Origin of the sequence: uncultured Veillonella sp., assembly GCF_938010505.1 — a bacterium.
Lineage (GTDB): Bacteria > Bacillota > Negativicutes > Veillonellales > Veillonellaceae > Veillonella.
The window spans coordinates 1-18,417 of sequence record NZ_CALLVP010000051.1 but is presented as its reverse complement, the minus strand read 5'-3'; the positions used below and the strand labels follow the sequence as shown (position 1 = coordinate 18,417).

General features: G+C 39.3%; 20 protein-coding genes. All 20 read left to right on the top strand.

Annotation, left to right across the window (positions count from 1 at the left end):
* Positions 1-26: 26 nt before the first annotated feature.
* Positions 27-554, top strand: coding sequence for a hypothetical protein (locus Q0507_RS02865; protein ID WP_298712070.1), 528 nt, complete (start codon positions 27-29; stop codon positions 552-554).
* A 30-nt stretch (positions 555-584) separates the two neighbouring features.
* A complete protein-coding gene (gene lpxD, locus Q0507_RS02860) occupies positions 585-1,616 on the top strand; it encodes a UDP-3-O-(3-hydroxymyristoyl)glucosamine N-acyltransferase (protein ID WP_298712065.1) in 1,032 nt (343 codons plus the stop codon).
* Positions 1,617-1,622: 6 nt separating this feature from the next.
* Entirely contained in the window at positions 1,623-2,525 is a 903-nt protein-coding gene (locus tag Q0507_RS02855; protein ID WP_128114131.1) for a lysophospholipid acyltransferase family protein, read from the top strand.
* Between the two features lie 263 nt (positions 2,526-2,788).
* Positions 2,789-3,628, top strand: a complete 840-nt coding sequence (gene lpxC / locus Q0507_RS02850) for a UDP-3-O-acyl-N-acetylglucosamine deacetylase (protein ID WP_004695472.1) — start codon at positions 2,789-2,791, stop codon at positions 3,626-3,628.
* Positions 3,625-4,050: a 3-hydroxyacyl-ACP dehydratase FabZ gene (gene fabZ, locus Q0507_RS02845; RefSeq protein ID WP_004695477.1), complete on the top strand. Its 426-nt coding sequence runs from the start codon at positions 3,625-3,627 to the stop codon at positions 4,048-4,050. Before lpxC ends, fabZ begins: the two co-directional genes overlap by 4 nt.
* 20 nt (positions 4,051-4,070) lie before the next feature.
* On the top strand, positions 4,071-4,883 hold the full coding sequence (gene lpxA, locus Q0507_RS02840; protein ID WP_004695481.1) for an acyl-ACP--UDP-N-acetylglucosamine O-acyltransferase: 813 nt from the start codon (positions 4,071-4,073) through the stop codon (positions 4,881-4,883).
* A gap of 321 nt (positions 4,884-5,204) precedes the next feature.
* Positions 5,205-6,041 carry an LpxI family protein gene (locus Q0507_RS02835; RefSeq protein WP_298712061.1) on the top strand — a complete coding sequence of 279 codons (837 nt, stop codon included), beginning with the start codon at positions 5,205-5,207 and terminating at the stop codon, positions 6,039-6,041.
* Positions 6,041-7,183: a lipid-A-disaccharide synthase gene (lpxB, locus tag Q0507_RS02830; RefSeq protein ID WP_298712059.1), complete on the top strand. Its 1,143-nt coding sequence runs from the start codon at positions 6,041-6,043 to the stop codon at positions 7,181-7,183. The genes Q0507_RS02835 and lpxB overlap by 1 nt, the downstream gene beginning before the upstream one ends.
* Positions 7,176-8,906 (top strand): lipid A export permease/ATP-binding protein MsbA, encoded by a 1,731-nt coding sequence (msbA, locus tag Q0507_RS02825; protein WP_298712056.1) that lies wholly within the window; start codon positions 7,176-7,178, stop codon positions 8,904-8,906. The genes lpxB and msbA overlap by 8 nt, the downstream gene beginning before the upstream one ends.
* A 2-nt stretch (positions 8,907-8,908) precedes the next feature.
* Positions 8,909-10,213 (top strand): 3-deoxy-D-manno-octulosonic acid transferase, encoded by a 1,305-nt coding sequence (locus Q0507_RS02820; RefSeq protein ID WP_298712053.1) that lies wholly within the window; start codon positions 8,909-8,911, stop codon positions 10,211-10,213.
* 55 nt (positions 10,214-10,268) lie between these two features.
* A complete protein-coding gene (gene lpxK / locus Q0507_RS02815; RefSeq protein ID WP_298712051.1) occupies positions 10,269-11,381 on the top strand; it encodes a tetraacyldisaccharide 4'-kinase in 1,113 nt (370 codons plus the stop codon).
* 44 nt (positions 11,382-11,425) lie between these two features.
* Complete coding sequence (gene kdsB, locus Q0507_RS02810; RefSeq protein WP_298712048.1) at positions 11,426-12,157, top strand: 3-deoxy-manno-octulosonate cytidylyltransferase; 732 nt, start codon at positions 11,426-11,428, stop codon at positions 12,155-12,157.
* The gene (gene kdsA, locus Q0507_RS02805) at positions 12,158-12,976 is read left to right on the top strand and encodes a 3-deoxy-8-phosphooctulonate synthase (protein WP_004698452.1); all 819 of its coding nucleotides are present in this window, start codon (positions 12,158-12,160) and stop codon (positions 12,974-12,976) included.
* A gap of 11 nt (positions 12,977-12,987) precedes the next feature.
* Complete coding sequence (locus Q0507_RS02800; RefSeq protein ID WP_298712044.1) at positions 12,988-13,959, top strand: SIS domain-containing protein; 972 nt, start codon at positions 12,988-12,990, stop codon at positions 13,957-13,959.
* The gene (locus Q0507_RS02795; RefSeq protein WP_298712041.1) at positions 13,959-14,480 is read left to right on the top strand and encodes an HAD family hydrolase; all 522 of its coding nucleotides are present in this window, start codon (positions 13,959-13,961) and stop codon (positions 14,478-14,480) included. Before Q0507_RS02800 ends, Q0507_RS02795 begins: the two co-directional genes overlap by 1 nt.
* A gap of 14 nt (positions 14,481-14,494) precedes the next feature.
* Positions 14,495-15,427 carry a lysophospholipid acyltransferase family protein gene (locus Q0507_RS02790; protein WP_298712038.1) on the top strand — a complete coding sequence of 311 codons (933 nt, stop codon included), beginning with the start codon at positions 14,495-14,497 and terminating at the stop codon, positions 15,425-15,427.
* On the top strand, positions 15,414-15,950 hold the full coding sequence (lptC, locus tag Q0507_RS02785) for an LPS export ABC transporter periplasmic protein LptC (RefSeq protein WP_298712035.1): 537 nt from the start codon (positions 15,414-15,416) through the stop codon (positions 15,948-15,950). The genes Q0507_RS02790 and lptC overlap by 14 nt, the downstream gene beginning before the upstream one ends.
* 12 nt (positions 15,951-15,962) lie before the next feature.
* Positions 15,963-16,685 (top strand): LptA/OstA family protein, encoded by a 723-nt coding sequence (locus Q0507_RS02780; RefSeq protein ID WP_298712033.1) that lies wholly within the window; start codon positions 15,963-15,965, stop codon positions 16,683-16,685.
* A 9-nt stretch (positions 16,686-16,694) separates the two neighbouring features.
* Positions 16,695-17,414 carry an LPS export ABC transporter ATP-binding protein gene (lptB, locus tag Q0507_RS02775; protein WP_004695507.1) on the top strand — a complete coding sequence of 240 codons (720 nt, stop codon included), beginning with the start codon at positions 16,695-16,697 and terminating at the stop codon, positions 17,412-17,414.
* A gap of 8 nt (positions 17,415-17,422) precedes the next feature.
* A partial coding sequence (locus Q0507_RS02770; protein ID WP_298712027.1) for an LptF/LptG family permease occupies positions 17,423-18,417 on the top strand: 995 nt, incomplete at its 3' end.

Below are 18,417 nucleotides of genomic sequence, written 5' to 3'. Positions count from 1 at the left end.
TATCGAGTTCAATAAGGAGTTATATAATGAATAAACGTATTAAATCTTTAGTATTGAGTGCAACTTTAGTAGCGTCCATAGCGATTTTAGGTGGCTGTGGTTCCAATAATATCGGTTATGTTGATACAATGAAAGTAGCTAATAGTACTGAAAAAGGTATTGCTATTTCTCAAGAAATCAATGCTAAAAAAGCTGAGTTGAATAAAAGAATTGACGCTGCTGATGATGCTTCTAAGCAAAATGTTTATAATCAAGCATCTCAAGAATTAACTGCTTTTACTAATGCAAAAGCACAAGAATACCGTCAATATCAAGAACAAAAAATTAATGAACTTGTAAAAGAGAAAAAACTTGATGTTGTTATTGAAAAAGGTGCTGTTGTAGGTGGTGGCGCTGATGTAACTGAAGAGTTGATCACTAAGATGGGTAAAGCTTCTGATACTCAAATTAAAGAAGCTGAAGAAGCAATAAAAGCTGAGGAACAACAAGAAGCTCAACAAAATGCACAACAAGCAGGTCAAGCTGCGACAGGCACTACTGAAGCCGCACAATAATTAGAGATTATCACAGGGGAGGAGTTTACCTTGGAAAAAACTTTACAGGAACTCGCAAATTTAGTAGGCGGGCGCCTTATAGGTGATGAGTCTATTGTCATTACTGAGACACGTAGCTTTGAACAAGCTGTAAAACAATCTATAACTTTTGCAATCGGTGAATATGTTGAACATATTGCATTATGTCAAGCGGGTGCTGTTATCGTTGAATCTGAAGTAAAAGATGCACCGATGGCGCAAATCGTAGTTGATAATGCAAAATCCGCATTTGCACAAGTACTAGAAGTATTCCATCCACCTGTTGTAGTTCCCCGTGAAGTGCATAGTACAGCTATTATTGGCAAGAATGTTACACTTGGTAAAAATGTAGCTATTGGTGCCTATTGTGTTATTAATGATAATGCTGTTATCGGTGATAATGTAACAATTCGACCTTATGTATATATTGGTCATAATGTACGAATTGGGGAAGATTCTGATATCTATGCAGGTGCTATCGTACATGAGAACTGTATTTTGGGTAAACGCGTTGTATTGCGTGCTAAAGCAGTTATCGGTGGTGAAGGTTTTGGCTTTGCCACAGAAAATGGTATTCATACGCATATTCCTCAAGTAGGCAATGTTATTCTTGAAGATGATGTAGAAATTGGTTCTTGCACTACTGTTGATAATGCTACAATGGGATCTACCTTGGTACGTCGCGGTACAAAAATTGACAATCTTGTTCACCTTGGCCACAATGTTGAGATTGGAGAAGATTGTTTCTTGATTGCACAGGTTGGGATTGCAGGTAGTACAAAATGTGGTAACCATGTAATCTTTGCAGGACAAACAGGCTGTACTGGTCATATTACAATTGGAGATAATGTACAATTTGCAGGTAAAACAGGAATTACTGGCAATGTACCATCTAATTCTGTTATGGCTGGGTATCCAATGAGACCTCATAAAGAGTGGTTAAAATTGGCTGCTTACGAGAATCGTTTGCCAGAAATGGTGAAAACTGTAAAACAATTACAAAAAGAAATTGACGCTTTGAAAGCACAGCTTAAGGAGAGCTAATAATCCATGTATAGGTTTATGAAAATCTTTAGTGCCTTTATTTGCTTATTACCTAAAGGTTTGCAATATGCTATTGGTACATTGCTAGGTGAAATTGCGTGGTTAGTGGTGCCACCTAAACGCAAGCGCCTAGCGATAGGCCAAATTTTATTCTGTAATATTACAGATGATCCTAAAGAAGCTCGACGTATTGCGAAAGCTAGCACTACACGCTTTGGCCGTATGATTATTGATGTATTGCGCTATCCTGAAATTAAAGATGGTGCATACAAAGATATGGTGGAGTTTATTAATCGAGAGTACTTAGATGATGCCTTAGAAAATGGTCGAGGTGCAATCTTAGCCGCTGTTCATAGTGGTAACTGGGAACTCCTAGGTGCCGTTCTTGCTTCTGAAGGGTATCCGCTGATTTCTGTGGCTATGAAACAGAATGGTGATGCGGATAAGTTTATCAATGAATATCGTCGGATTATGCATCAACATGTGACCTATAAAACAGGTGTTCGTGAAATGATTAATGAACTAAAAAAAGGTGCATTTTTAGGCCTTATTATGGATCAGGACCCTGGTGATGATGGCGTTCTTGCACCATTCTTTGGCTATGAAACATTGACGGCTGCGGGGCCAGCTGTACTGGCTCGTATGCAAGATGTGCCTATTATTTTTGTAACCATACATTATAGTCCGTTTTCTGAGAAACATGAGATTGAAGCGCATCCACCAATTTATGTGGAACGCACAGATGATAAAAAGCGCGATATAGCGGTAACAACAACTCGTCTAAATGAGTTTATTGAAGATTATATTCGGCGATATCCTGAAGATTGGTTTTGGCTTCATAACCGTTGGAAATGGACTCGTCGTTTTTATGGTGAACAAATAGATACACCACCTGATGTTTTTCAATAGTTAATAATTTTAAAGAGATTTTGTTTATGCGATTGTGGAATATCCAAGATGAAACTGATTCCTATTAGCATGGATGAAATCTCTTTTTATTTTGTAACTTATAATTTAGTGTTTAAAAATAATCTATTAAAATTTTAAAGACTAAGAATAGTCTTTCCAATTAGCGTAATATATGGTAAATTTCTTGTAACGCCTATGCAAATAGGGTATAATACATATTGGTGTATAGTAAACGTGAATTCGGATTATGAAAGGACATTCTTATGAGTAAGCCACAACAAACAATAAAAAAGGCTGTTTCATATCAAGGGATTGGCCTTCATAGCGGTGAACCAGTACATATGGTTTTTAAGCCTGCACCTGAAGATACAGGAATTGTGTTTGTCCGCACGGACATTGAAGGGCATCCTTCTGTGCGAGCACACATTGATAATGTGACGAACACTATGCGCGCTACCACGTTGGAAAATGGTGAAGCAAAGGTATTTACTGTTGAACATGTGATGGCAGCGTTCAGTGCTATGAATATTGATAACTGTTATATTGAAATGGATTCTCCAGAACCTCCTGTAGGTGATGGTAGTAGTGCTATTTTTGTCAATCTTATTGAAGAGGCTGGCATTGAAGAACAAATAGCGTCGCGTCATATATACAAAGTGACTCGATCTCATGCTGTTTATGATGGAGATCGTTTTATTGTGATTTTGCCATATGATGGCTATCGCATGACTTTTACATCAATTAACAGTCATCCGTTGCTTGGTACGCAACAATGTGATTTTGAAGTATCGCCTGAGTATTTCAAAGCCCACATTGGATCGGCTAGGACTATCGGATTTATGAAGGAATTGGAACAATTACAGGCCATGGGGCTTGCAAAAGGCGGTAGCCTAGATAATGCATTAGTCTATGATGATGAGAAATGTCTATCTATACCACGCTTTGAGGATGAATTAGTTCGCCATAAAGCATTAGATGTTATAGGGGATTTATTCTTGTTAGGACCGATTGAAGGCCATGTAATTGCTTTGAAATCGAGTCATGAATTAAATTCAAGATTGGCTCGCAGTATAATGGAAGAAATAAGGGAGACACAGCCATGATTCTTAATCACGAAGATATTTTAGAAATTTTACCTCATCGTTACCCAATGCTTTTGGTTGATCGTATTGTTGAGTTAGAACCTATGAAACGTGCTGTGGGTATTAAAAATGCTACATTCAACGAATTGTTCTTCCAAGGTCACTTTCCAGGGAACCCAGTTATGCCAGGTGTATTATTGACTGAAGCTATTGCTCAAGTTGGTGGTATTGCATTATTGTACCCTGAGGAAAATCGTGGTCTTACTCCTATGTTTACAGGTATTGATAAAGTGCGTTTCCGCCATCCTGTAAAACCTGGCGATCAAGTTCGCATGGAGGTAGATATTGTTAAAATTAAAGGTAAAATGGGCAAGGTTGAAGGCCGTGCCTATGTTGGCGACAAATTGTGCGCTAGCGGTGAATACATGTTTGCCCTTGTATAATAGAATGAGGAGTGATTGTAGTGATAGTTGTAGGCATGGAAAATGCGGAATCCAACATCCATAGTACAGCCATAGTCCATCCAAATGCTAAATTGGGCAAAGATGTAATCGTAGGTCCTGGCGCTGTTATCGGCGAACATGTCGAGATTGGCGATGGCACACAAATCGGTGCACATGTTGTAATTGGTGGTTGGACAACCATTGGTAAGCGTTGTGAAATTTATCCTAACGCATCTATTGGGTTGGAACCGCAAGATTTAAAATTTAAAGGCGAAAAAAGCTATTGTAATATCGGCGATGAAACGGTTATTCGTGAATTCGTAACTATTAGCCGCGCTACTGGTGAAGGTGAAGAAACACGTGTAGGCAATAATTGTTTACTTCAAGCCTGTACACATGTGGCTCATAACTGTATTGTTGGTAATAATGTAATAATGAGTAATTGTGCTGGTCTTGCAGGGCATGCTATCGTTGAAGATCGCGTGGTTATTGGCGGTCTTGCTGGTATTCATCAATTTGTTAAAATCGGTCGTAACGCTATGGTTGGCGGAATGGCTAAGGTGGTACAAGATATCCCACCTTACGTAATTGCTGATGGTCAACCGGCACGTGTTATCGGTCTAAACTCTGTAGGCTTATCTCGTGCAGGAATTTCCGAAGATGTACGACGTGATTTGAAACAAGCATTCCGTATTATTTATCGTTCTGGATTCAGCTTATCTAAGGCGATTGAAGAAATGGAATTACAATTGGATTCTTCCGTAGAAATTGAAAATTTATTACGATTCCTACGCAATGCTGATAGAGGCATTATGCGTACTCGTCGCGACTAATTATGAGGACCTCGTACAATGTACGAGGTCTTTTTGTGTGCATTATTACTAGTTGAGTTTTATATCAATGATAATTTACATTATATTTATAGAAAAGTTTTGATAGATATATTCGTAGATGTTTTAGTAGTTAAAAGTAATAAGGAAATTTTAATAAAATGATGAAGAAAAGGGCATAAAGCTTGGCTTTTTAATGGTAAAAAGTAGCTATTTATAGTAAAATATATTGTATATGATTATGTCTGTTTTTAGGCATTTTCATAGTGAACTTGAAATTACTAATTGATATATAGGCCGTGAGGTCATCTAGGAGGTATAGTCTTGGCAAAGGTAGGATTAATTGCGGGCATTGGTGTTTTGCCTGTAGAATTCATGCGTGCCGCTCATGTATTGGGCCACGAGGTGGTTGTTATCGGTGTAGTACCTGATATAGACCCAGCTCTAAAGGCTGAGGCTGATGCTTTCTATGATATTGGTGTTGCTAAACTAGGTAAAATCTTTAAAACCTTGAAAAAAGAAGAGGTTGAAGAGTTAACTATGCTTGGAAAAGTCACTAAAGAGATTCTCTTTAAAGGCCTTACATTTCCTGATTTAAAAACATTAGGCGTTTTAAAGCGGCTCAAAAATCGTAAAGATGATACGATTATGCTTGCCATCGTTGATGAAATCGAACGAGAAGGCTTTAAAGTATTAGATCAAACAGCATACTTGAAATCATTTATGCCAAAGGTAGGAGTGCTTTCAAAAGCACAACCTACAGATGAGCAATGGGCTGACATTTGTTTTGGTTTTGAATTAGCTAAACAAATGGGTGCCCTTGATATTGGTCAAACCGTTGTTGTTAAGCATAAGGCGGCCATGGCTATTGAAGCCATTGAAGGTACTGATAAGTGTATCTTACGAGGTGGCGAACTCGGTCGTGGAGATGCGGTTGTCGTTAAAACCGAAAAACCAAATCAAGACGTACGCTTTGATGTGCCAGCAGTAGGCATAAAAACTCTCATGTCTATGATTGATAGCGGTTGTAAGGTGTTAGCTGTAGAAGCGGAAAAGACCATTTTTGTACAACAACAAGATGTGCTTAATATGGCAGATCGTCATGGTATTGTTATCTGTGCTGTAGACCAAGAGTTTGTAAATTCCAGAAAGGATGCATAATGAAAGTCATGTTTTCCGCCGGTGAAGCTTCCGGCGATACTCATGCGGCAAGTGTAGCCAATGCATTGAGAGAAATAGATCCTTCTGTAGAGATGTTTGGTATGGGTGGCACCTTGATGGAACGCGCTGGTGTTCGTATCGTGTATGACATTAAGAACCTTGGTGTCATTGGTATTGTAGAGATTGTGAAATCATTGCCAAAATTCTTTAAGCTGCGTACGTACTTGAAGCGTGTCATGATGAAGGAAAAACCAGATATTCTCGTTTGTGTAGATTATCCAGGTTTTAATATGAAATTAGCTGCGGTGGCTCATGAACTGGAGATTCCTGTTTTATATTATATTGCTCCAACGATTTGGGCTTGGCACAGTAGTCGTGGTAATACAATTCGCAAGTATGTAACCAAGGTAGCATCTATCTTCCCATTTGAAGCTGAAGCGTATCGCAAGTACAAATGTGATGTAGACTTTGTAGGTCATCCTTTACTCGATATTGTACACCCTACGATGACTAAAGAAACGGCCGAAGAATACTTTGGGGCTCGTAAAGAGGCTAAAAAAGTATTGCTTATGCCTGGCAGTCGTAAACAAGAGGTTTTATCCTTGCTTGATACGATGCTAAAAAGTGGTGAGCAATTGATGGCGAAACATGAAGATATTCAATTCTTCTTGCCTCGAGCACATACGATTGATCGAAGTGAGCTAGAAGCTTTTATCGATGCTCATAAGGTACCTGTTACGATTACGGAAGACCATACATATGACTTGATGCAGATTTGTGATGTGTGCCTTGCCGCATCAGGAACCGCTACATTAGAAACGGCTATGATGGAACTGCCAACGGTGTTATTGTATCGCGTATCACCAATTACTTATGGTATTGGTAAGATGGTTGTGAATGTAACACATGTGGGCTTGCCTAATATTGTAGCTGGTAAAGAGGTCATTCCTGAATTATTACAAGATGCTGTCACACCAGAAGCAATTGTGTCTTTGGTGGAACCATTGATTAGTGATGTAGAGAAAAACGAAGCTATGCGTAGTGAATTGCGCGAAGTACGTCATAAATTAGGTGAGCCTGGTGCAGTAAAACGAGTAGCACATCTTGTGTACAACCTCGGTAAGGAGAAATGTAATGAATAGTTATTCTAGGCTCTTATATTTTGTAAAGCCTTATTATAAGCGGATGCTTTTTGCAGTGTTTTGCATGATTGTCGCTGCTGCTGCCTATTTGGTAGTACCTTGGCTGATTAAGAATGTAGTAGACCAAGTGTTAGATGAAAAGAATATGTTTATGTTGAACCTCATTGTAGGTGCTATCATACTCATCTTCTTAATTCGTGGTTTTGCTACCTATGGTCAAACCTATAATATGTCCTACATCGGACAACGCGTGATTATCGATGTCCGTGAGGCTATATTCAATCACTTACAAAAATTAAGTTTATCTTACTTTGATCGCCGCAAAACTGGCGTTATCATGAGTAATCTTACAAATGACGTAGCTGCATTACAGACGGCTGTGGTAGATAACTTGATTTCTTTTATTACTGAATCTGTAACACTTATCGGTTCTTTAGTGTCCATGCTTCTCATTGACTGGAAACTTACGTTAGTTACTTTTATTACGGTTCCCGTAGTTTTAGTGATTATTAATGTTTTTGGTAAAAAGCTTCGAGTGGCAGGGCACGATGTTCAAGGCCGTGTAGCTGATATTACGGCGCTTTTACAAGAAGTAATCAGTGCAGTTCGTGTTGTAAAGTCCTTTGCTCGTGAAGATTTTGAGCGCAAGCGCTTTGAAGATGAAAACGACCGCAACTTTAAAGCGGTTATTAAAGCTACTAAATTGACTAGTTTGTTAAGTCCAATGGTTGAGTTTTCTGCGGCAATCGCTGTAGCAGTCATCCTTTGGTACGGTGGTTACTCCGTAGTCACAGGTGCCATCACTGCTGGTTCTTTGATTGCCTTCTTGATTTATGCGATTAACTTGTCCAATCCTGTAAAACGTTTGAGCCAAGTATATGGCAATATTCAAAAAGCATTGGCTGCTGCTGACCGCGTATTTGAGATTTTAGATACCAAAACAGATGTTGTGGAGAAACCCGATGCTGTTACATTGCCTAATATTACAGGTAATGTAGAATTTAACGATGTTTCCTTCTCCTATGGTGGTGAAAAGGCTGCGTTAGAAAACTTTACCCTGTCTGTTAAGGCTGGTGAAAGTGTGGCCCTCGTTGGTCCATCCGGTGCAGGTAAGACAACTCTCGCTAACCTACTACCTCGTTTCTATGATGTAACAGGTGGTTCTATAACAATAGATGGTTATGACGTGAAAGATGTTACTTTTAAATCCTTACGTGAACAAATTGGTCTTGTACCACAAGAAACCGTTTTATTCAATGCTACTATCGAAGAGAATATCTTGTATGGTCGTTTAGATGCCTCCGATGAAGAAGTGTATGAAGCGGCTAAAGCGGCTAACGTACTTGAGTTCGTTGAGAAAATGCCTGATGGTCTCGATACAATTGTAGGTGAACGAGGCAGTTCATTATCTGGTGGCCAACGTCAACGGGTTGCTATCGCACGTGCTATTTTAAAAGATCCTCGAATTCTAATTTTAGATGAAGCTACATCTGCTTTAGATACTGAGAGTGAAAAGCTTGTACAAGAGGCGTTAGATCGTCTCATGAAAGGGCGTACAGCATTTGTCATTGCCCATAGATTGAGCACTGTTCAAAATGCTGATCAAATTGTTGTACTTAATCAAGGTCGCTTGGTAGAGCAGGGGACTCACCAAGAGCTATTAGCTGTTGACGGCGGATTGTACAACCATCTTTATTCCGTTCAATTCTCCAATAAAGGATAACCATGTACTGGATATATAACGTATTGCTCATATTCTATTGGATTGGCTTGATTCCGGTTATTTTATACCGACTTGCCTTTGAAGATGGCTTTTATGAGCGTATCAAACAGAGTGCAGGCTATATGCCCGCCTCACTATTAAAGAAAATTGAAGGGCGCCGTGCTATTTGGATTCACGCCGCTTCTGTAGGGGAAATTGTGGCTACCAGTCCATTGGTAAAAGAGGTTAAAAAGGAATTTCCTGAAGCTGTTGTAGTTGTGTCCGTAGTTACTGCTACTGGTCATGCTATGGCTCATCGCATCATTCCTGAAGCAGAAGGAATTATATTCTTTCCCCTTGATTTGCCGTATTTAACTCGTAAAATTTTACATATTATTAAGCCGATTACTATTTTACTCGTAGAAACTGAAATTTGGCCAAACTTCTTGCGTATCGCCGAATCGGAAAATATTCCTGTTATGATGGTTAATGGTCGTATTTCAGATCGTAGCATGAAACGCTATAAATATATCAGTGCTTTCACGCGTGAAATGTTACGCTCTATAGAACGCTTCTGTATGCAGTCTAAATTTGATGCGGCTCATATTGAATGTTTAGGTGCTCATACACCTGATATTACTGTAACAGGCAATATGAAATACGATCAAACGTATGCCACTGTATCATATGAAGAGAAACAAGCTCTTCTCGACGAGTTTGGATTTGGTAAAAACCATCCAATCATCATCGCAGGCAGTACACATAAGGGTGAAGAAGAAGCTATTTTTGAAACTTTCAAACAAGTATTGAAAGAGTATCCTCAAGCCCGTTTGTTGATTGCACCTCGTGAGATTTATCGCGGTCATGATGTGCAAAATATTGCAAAGCGTTATGAATTGAGTGCTATTTGTCGTAGCGATATGAAAGAGCCTGTTCACGAAGGTATTCCAGTTGTCATTTTAGATACTATTGGTGAACTCGGCCGACTTTACAGTTTAGGAGATATCATTTTTGTCGGTGGTTCTCTTGTTAAAACTGGGGGCCATAATATTTTGGAACCTGCTGCACATGGTAAGCCAATCTTGGTGGGACCGCATATGTTTAACTTTAAAGAAATTTTTGCCTTGTTAAACTCCCGAAATGCTTGTGAGCAAGTGAAGAATGGCAAAGAGTTAACCGCAATGGTCTTGCGTTTATGTAAGGATAGAGCCTTGGCTGAAGAGATGGGGCAAAACTGTCTTGATATCATTAAAGAAAACCGTGGTGCTACGCAACGTAATACGCAAGAGTTACGTTTGTTATTTGAGAAACATCAAATTATTCCATAGTAGAATAAAATTTGTTAGATTAGTTTATTGTATTACATAATAGGAGGAGTCACCTATGAGTGGGGAAGCATTATTCAAATCCATCGTTAGTGGTGAAGATCAATCCATATTAGGTGATATAGCTCGTTCCAGTTTAGGCCTTTTGAGTAAAGGTTATGAGAAGGCTGTATCAATGCGCAATGCTCGATTTGATGAGGGTAAAGGCGTTACGAGAGTTACAGTGCCTGTTATCAGCGTTGGTAATATTACGGCTGGTGGTACTGGAAAAACACCAATGGTGCGATTTATTTGTGATGTGCTCACTCAAAAGGGCTTTCATCCTACCGTTCTTAGTCGTGGTTACCGAGCAGAAGATAATAAGAAAAATATTATTATTTCTAAAGACGGTACCATGCTTGTGGAACCATCTATCAGTGGTGATGAGGCGTGGTTATTAGCAAAGGTTTTACAAAAATCCAATGTAATTATCGGTCGTGAACGTTCTAAATCTGCAGAAATCGCCATTAATGAACTCGGTGCCGATTGCCTTATTATGGATGATGGTTTTCAACATCGTGCATTAGCAAGAGATATTGATATTGTGCTAATCGATGCATCTAATCCGTTTGGCTATGATTATGTGTTGCCTCGTGGATTATTACGTGAGCCACTTAGTGGTTTACAGCGTGCTGATATTATCGTTCTTACTAAGGTGGATCAAGTAGCGCCAGGTATTGTATCTGGCATTCGTAAAAGATTATCTCATATGATTCCCAATATACCTGTCTATGAAACAACACATAAACCGCAGTTTATGTATACTTTAGATGAGTGGGCTAATGGCTCTGTTGGGACTTCTGTAGATGCTTATAAGGAACAACGTATTATGGCGGTAAGTGGAATTGGAAACCCTCAATCCTTTACACAAACGTTGACCGATGTAGGGTATAACGTCGTTCATACCTTACCATTTGGGGATCATCATGATTTCTCAAATGATGATGTTATTGATATATGGAAAGCAGCTTTTGCTCATCAAGCTGATGCTATTTGCATTACGGAAAAGGATGCGGTTAAGTTAAGTCAGTTGCATGCAATCGAAGACTTAAAAATACCGATTCTAGTGCTATCTATAGGGATTGAGTTTGTTTCTGGAAAACAAGAATTCATAGAAAATTTAGAGATTTAGTGTATAATAATAAGATACACGAATAACAGAAATGGGGTTTTATCGTGAAGTTTGGATGTGTCATTCCTGCTCGTTATGGTTCTACTAGATTGCCTGGTAAGCCATTGGCTGATATTGCAGGTAAACCTATGATTGAACGGGTTTATGCTAGGGTATCACAAGCTACAAAGACAGCATGTACGATTGTAGCTACTGATGATGACCGCGTATTTTCTGCAGTACAACGATTTGAGGGAACTGTTATGATGACAGATCCTAACCATCCGACTGGAACCGATCGATTGGCAGAGGTTGCTAATCATTATACAGATTTAGATGTTATCATCAATGTCCAAGGTGATGAACCGATGATTGATTCAAATCTTATTGATGATTTGGCACGTCTCTTTGAAGAAGATCCAAACTTACAGATGGCTACGGTAGCAACTCCTTTATTAGAGGAGGAGTATGAGGAGCCATCAGCGGTAAAGGTCATTTTAAATAATCGTAATGATGCGATGTATTTTTCTAGATCTTTAATCCCATATCCTCGCCATGACTTTGTACGTCCGCCACTAAAACATATTGGCATCTATGCATATCGTAGAGAGTTCTTATTGAACTACGCCAAGATGGAACCAACTGCAGCGGAGCAAACAGAATCTCTAGAACAATTACGTGCTTTGGAAAATGGTTATACCATTCGTGTTATTCTAACAAATAAACGATTTATCGGTGTTGATACACCTGAAGACTTAGCTCGTGTTAATGCAATTTACGAGCAAGAGGAGAAATAAATGAAAACAGTTCAAATTAAAGATATTACAGTGGGTGGTGGCAAAGGTTTATTTGTCCTTGCCGGTCCATGTGTTATTGAGGACTATGACCGCACATTGGCTATTGGTAAACGAGCAAAAGAGATATGCGAACGTTTAGGCGTTCCTTATATCTTTAAAGCCTCCTTTGATAAAGCTAATCGCTCTAGCTTTAGCTCCTTCCGTGGACCAGGTCTTGAGGAAGGGCTAAAAATGCTTGCTTCTATTAAGAAGGAACTCAATGTACCAGTTGTAAGTGATATTCACTCTATTGAACAAATTGAACCAGCTGCAGAAGTGCTAGATATTCTTCAAATTCCAGCCTTCTTATGCCGTCAAACAGATCTTGTATATGGAGCTGCTAAAACGGGCAAATGTGTAAATGTTAAAAAAGGTCAATTTATGGCACCTAAGGATATGGAGAATGTCCTCAATAAAATGAAAGAAACAGGCAATGAAAATCTTATGCTTACAGAACGTGGTTTTAGCTTTGGCTATAATAACCTCGTAGTGGATATGAGATCGTTCCCAATTATGCGTTCTTTCGACTATCCTGTAATCTTTGATGCTACTCATAGTGTTCAATTACCAGGTGGTGCAGGTACTAAATCTAGTGGCAATCGTGAATTTGTACCGAACTTGGCTCGTGCTGCTGTAGCTAGTGGCGTAGATGGCTTGTTCTTTGAAGTGCATGATAATCCGGAGGAAGCATTGTCCGATGGTCCAAACATGTTGTATTTAGATCAATTTGAAGCTGTGCTTCGTGATTTAGTAGCTATTGATAAAATCGTAAAAGGTTAGGGGCGGTATTTGTGACTATTTTAGAACAAGCGGCACAGGTGCTTCATGAGGAAGCTCGTGCTATAGAAGAATTAAGTTCTCGTTTGGATCACAATTTTGTAAATGCTGTAAATATGATTTTGGCTTGTAAGGGTCGCGTGGTATGTACAGGGATGGGTAAATCTGGTCATATTGGTCGTAAAATTGCGGCTACCTTGGCTAGTACAGGTACACCGGCACTTTTTATGCATCCTGGTGAAGGTGTGCATGGTGATCTTGGTATGATTACTGAAGATGATGTAGTATTAGCATTTTCTAATAGTGGTGAAACCGGTGAAATCATTAGTATTTTACCGTCTTTGCGCCGCATAGGAGCTAAATTAATCTGTGTTGTAGGAAAACCAGAGTCTACATTAGCAAAAAATTCTGATATCGTATTGTTGGCAGAGGTAGAACGTGAAGCTTGTCCATTAGGTTTAGCACCTACCACAAGTACTACCGTTGCACTAGCTCTAGGAGATGCATTAGCAGTATGTTTATTGGAACGCCATCATTTTACTCCAGAAAACTTTGCTGTATTCCATCCAGGTGGCTCTTTAGGTCGCAAATTATTGTTGACTGTAGAAAACATCATGCATGGTGAAGAGGATAATCCAACGGTATTCAAAGGGGCTACTGTTCGTGATGCGCTCTTTGTAATGACCGAAAAAGGTTTAGGCGCTACAAATGTTATTGACGAAGATGGACATTTGTTAGGCCTTGTTACTGATGGTGATGTGCGTCGTGGCCTTGATTCTGGGAGTAATTTTTTAGAATGGCCTGTAGAGGATATGATGACAGCCATGCCTCGTACGATTACGAAGGATAAATTGGCCGCTGAAGCGCTTCATTTAATGGAGAAAAATCAACCTCGCCCTATCACCGTATTACCTGTGGTAGATACTAATAATGTATGTCTTGGCATTGTTCATATTACGGATTTATTGCGTAGAGGCATTGTATAATGAATATTCAATGGATTGTTCTCGATGTTGATGGAGTTCTATCTGATGGCTCTTTAATTTATACATCGACTGGAGAAGAGCTCAAAGCCTTTTCTGTAAAAGACGGTTTAGGCTTGACTGCGGCTCGTAAATCAGGGATAAAGCTAGCAATTATTACGGCTCGTGTATCTCCGATGGTAGAGCGCCGTGCGAAGGAGTTGCATTTTGATGAACTTCTTATGGGGCATGCTAATAAAACTGAAGCATTAAGAACTCTTTGTAAAAAACATCAAATCGACTTAGACTCGATTGCTTACATGGGGGATGATCTTAATGATTTAGGTGCTCTTCAACTCGTAGGTTTACCGATGGCACCAAATAATGCAGTACTAGAGGTTAAATCATTAGCTAAATTTATTTCTACCGTCAATGGCGGACATGGTGCCGTTAGAGAGGCTGTAGAATATATCTTGAAGACTCAAGGTTTATGGGATTCTGTTGTTGCAGATTATGCGCGAGAGGCCCATGCTCATGGACAATAAAGGAGGTGGGCAGAATGAATAACGAATGGCAATACCATTTAGTTAAAGGCATTAGTTGGCTCGTTTGTCGACTACCATACAAGCTCATTTTGCTCATAGGCGCTTGTTTAGGTCCTGTATATGGGCTAATAGCGAAGAAGCAAAAGCTTAGAGGTATAAATAATATTAAAATTGGCATGAACATGAACGATCAAGAGGCGGAACAATTAATTGAAAAGTTGTTCAAAAACCTTGGCCGCAGTGTTATGGAAGTATTGTACATGCCAAACCTGACGAAATCCTTTATCAATAAACATATAGAGATGCGTGGTGTTGAACATTTAGAAGCTGCCATTGCTGAAGATAAGGGTGTTATCGTTCTTACTGGACATGTAGGAAACTGGGAATGGATGGGGGCTGCTATGGCGGCTCATGGATACCCTTCCACTACAATTGTTAAGAAACAACCTAATGCTCAATTTACACGTCTTATGAATGAATATCGTGAGATGGTGGGGCTTGACGTATTTGCTAGTGGTGGTAATGAAATCGTTTCTGCTGCTAAGGCTTTAAAAAAGAAAAAACTACTTGGATTCTTAGCTGACCAAGATGGATATATAAATGGTTTACCAGTTCCGTTTTTGGGACAAGATTCATCAGCGGTTATGGGGCCTGCTACATTTGCAAAGAAATTTGGTTCTCCTGTAGTACCTATTTTTGCATCTCGTAAGCCTGAAGGTGGACATATTGTTCATATCTTACCAGCATTACATTATAAGGAAACTGGTGATGAAGATGTAGATATGTATCGTTTGACTGAAGCATGTGTACGTGTTACGGAAGAATTTATCCGCGAACATCCAGATGAGTGGCTTTGGTTCCAACATCGCTGGATGACTAAGATGGATCAAATTATTGATTACGATAAGAAGATAGCTATACGGGAGAGGGCACATGAAAAACAATAAAAAGTTAATTGCCATTGTGGCCGCTATAGTATTGGCTTTAATCGGTCTTATCGTATTTATTATGAAAGACTCTAATGATGTTACTACCACACAAAATCAAAGTGGACAACTCGTTAATTTCCAAGGTGCTGATCTACAAGAGGAAAAGGATGGCAAGTTAGTATGGGCATTATCAGCTGAGAAGATTGAATATGACCCACGTACAAAAGCTATCGTTTTAACCAATTTAAAAGGTCTGTTCTATCAAGATGATGTGACTACTACGATTACAGCTCCTCATGCTGTACTGACGGGTGATCGAAACTCTCTTGATATTGATCAAGGCGTTACTGCTACCAATACGGAAGGCGCGGAATTTAAAACTGAAGCCCTTCATTTTGATAACAAAACAAAAACGTTGACGTCTAAAACGGCTTTCACTTATAACAGTAAGGATGTAACACTCACAGGCGACAAGCTTGAGGGCAATATGTCCTTAAAAGTTATTAAAGCCATTGGGCATGCGAAATTAACAAAGAAGTAATTGAGAGGAAATATGATGAATAAGAAAAAACAGATTGGTATGGCTATATTAGCTGTACTCATGACAGCATCTGTTACAGCTTGGGCGGCAAATGATCCGTTGACTATCAGCGCTGATACATTGTCTTATGATGGCAATTCAGGTCGTGCGGATGCAACGGGTAATGTTGTTATCACCCAAGCGGATAAAACTATGACTGGTGCCAAGGGTTGGTACAACACAAAAACTCAAGAAGCAAATCTTGATGGTGGTGTATCTATGATTGGTACTGATATGGCTATGTCCGCTCAAGCAGTTCACAGTTACAATAATAATAAATTCACTGCTAATGGTAACGTTCATTTGCAACGTGGTGATCGCCAAATCTTTGGCGACAGTGTTGAGTATAGTACTGATTCCGAATATGGTCTTGTTACAGGTAATGCCCGTTTGATTGCTGAAGGTACAACCTTGACTGGTAATAAAGTAGAAGGCTGGATGAAAGAAGTTCGTGCTGTAGCGCAAGGTAATGTTACTTTCTCTAATCCTGAACGAAATGTATCTGGTTCTGCTGATCGAGCTACATATACTCAAACGCCAAACCAAAATGATGGGGTTGTACTCTTATCGGGTTCTGCACATGCCGTTCAAAATGGTAATGTACTTAATGCGCCGGAACTTAAAATTCGTCTAGCTGATGATTCTGCTGAAACATTAGGTGGACGTAGTACACTCGTCATTGTTCCGAATAAATAAGGATAATATATGTATATAGAAACCAAAAACTTAGTTAAAACCTTTAGCGGACGCAATGTGGTAGATGGGGTAAGTCTACGCGTTGATAAAGGCCAAGTTGTAGGTCTATTGGGCCCTAATGGGGCTGGTAAAACTACGTCATTTTATATGATTGTAGGCATTGAAAGACCGAGCTCTGGCATCATTACCGTTGATGGCAAGGATATAACAAATATTCCTATGTATAAACGGGCTGCTGAAGGGATTGGATATCTACCACAAGAGGCATCAATCTTTCGTTCTATGTCTGTAGAGGACAATATTCGTGCCATGCTACAGATTACGGCAAAAAAGCCTGATGAGATTGAAGCTATTGTGGAATCATTAATTGAAGAATTTCATATTGGACATGTCCGTGATCGTATGGGGATGCAATTATCTGGTGGTGAACGACGTCGTGTAGAAATTGCACGCTGTCTTGCCTTAGAACCTAATTTCATTCTTCTTGATGAACCTTTTGCAGGTGTTGACCCAATTGCGGTTGCTGACATTCAACAAATTATCTTACACGTCAAGAATCGAGGTATTGGTATCTTGATTACAGACCATAATGTTCGCGAAACATTGGGGATTGTAGATAAGGCATATATTTTGAGTAGTGGTAAAATCCTTCTAGAGGGGACCCCTGATGAAATCGCGAATGACCCAATTGCTCGTGAACATTATTTAGGGGATAACTTTAAATTATAGGAGGGGCTATGCGATTATTAGATAGATATATTTTAAAAGCCTTTGTAGGCCCATTCCTATTTGGGGTATTTGCCTTTACTAGTATTTTTATTGGTACAGGTACATTATTTAGAATTGCTCAATATATTACTGAATATGGGGCGCCATTGTTGCTTGTTATGCAAGCTTTTGTCTTGGCTTTACCAAGTATTGTTATCTTAACATTCCCAATGTCAGTATTGCTGGCTTCTCTTATGACTTTTAGTCGTTTGAGTAGTACTAGTGAAATCGTTGTTATGCGTGCTGGCGGTTTAAGTTTTTTACGTTTGGCCATGCCCGTATATATTATTGCCCTCATCATTTCCATTGGGGCAGTAGCATTTAATGAATTTGTTGTACCTCGTACAAATCATATGTATCAAACGATTGTGCGCGAACAAATCATGAAAAATGCATCGCCTCAAACACAAAATCATATTGTGTTGAAAACGATGAATGGTGATGAGCTTGGTACTTTGATGTATGCAAAGAGCTACAATGCTGAAACCAAACAGTTGTCCATGATTACGGTTCAACAATTTGGGGAAGGTGGCAAGTTACAACAAGTTGAAAATGCTGATACGGCTATCTGGAATGGTCAATACTGGGTGATGCAGAATGGTATCATCTACGATTTATCAGCTGGTAATGGTGTAGAACGTGCTATGAAATTTAAGGAGCAATCCTTACCTATTAAGTCTGCACCAAAAGATATTCAACAAGATCAACGTAAACCTGAGGAATTAACGATTAAGGAGTTACGTCATCAAATCAGAGCTTATAAGGCAGCCTATACTAATGCTAATAAACTTGAGATGGAAATGTATCAACGCTTTACAATTCCTTTGGCAAGCTTTGTATTTGCTCTTGTAGGTGCACCGTTAGGCCTTCAAAAACAACGTTCTAGTTCATCTATCGGCTTTGGTATTAGTATTCTTATCATCTTTATTTATTATGGGGTGATGACCTTTGCTGGTGCCTTAGG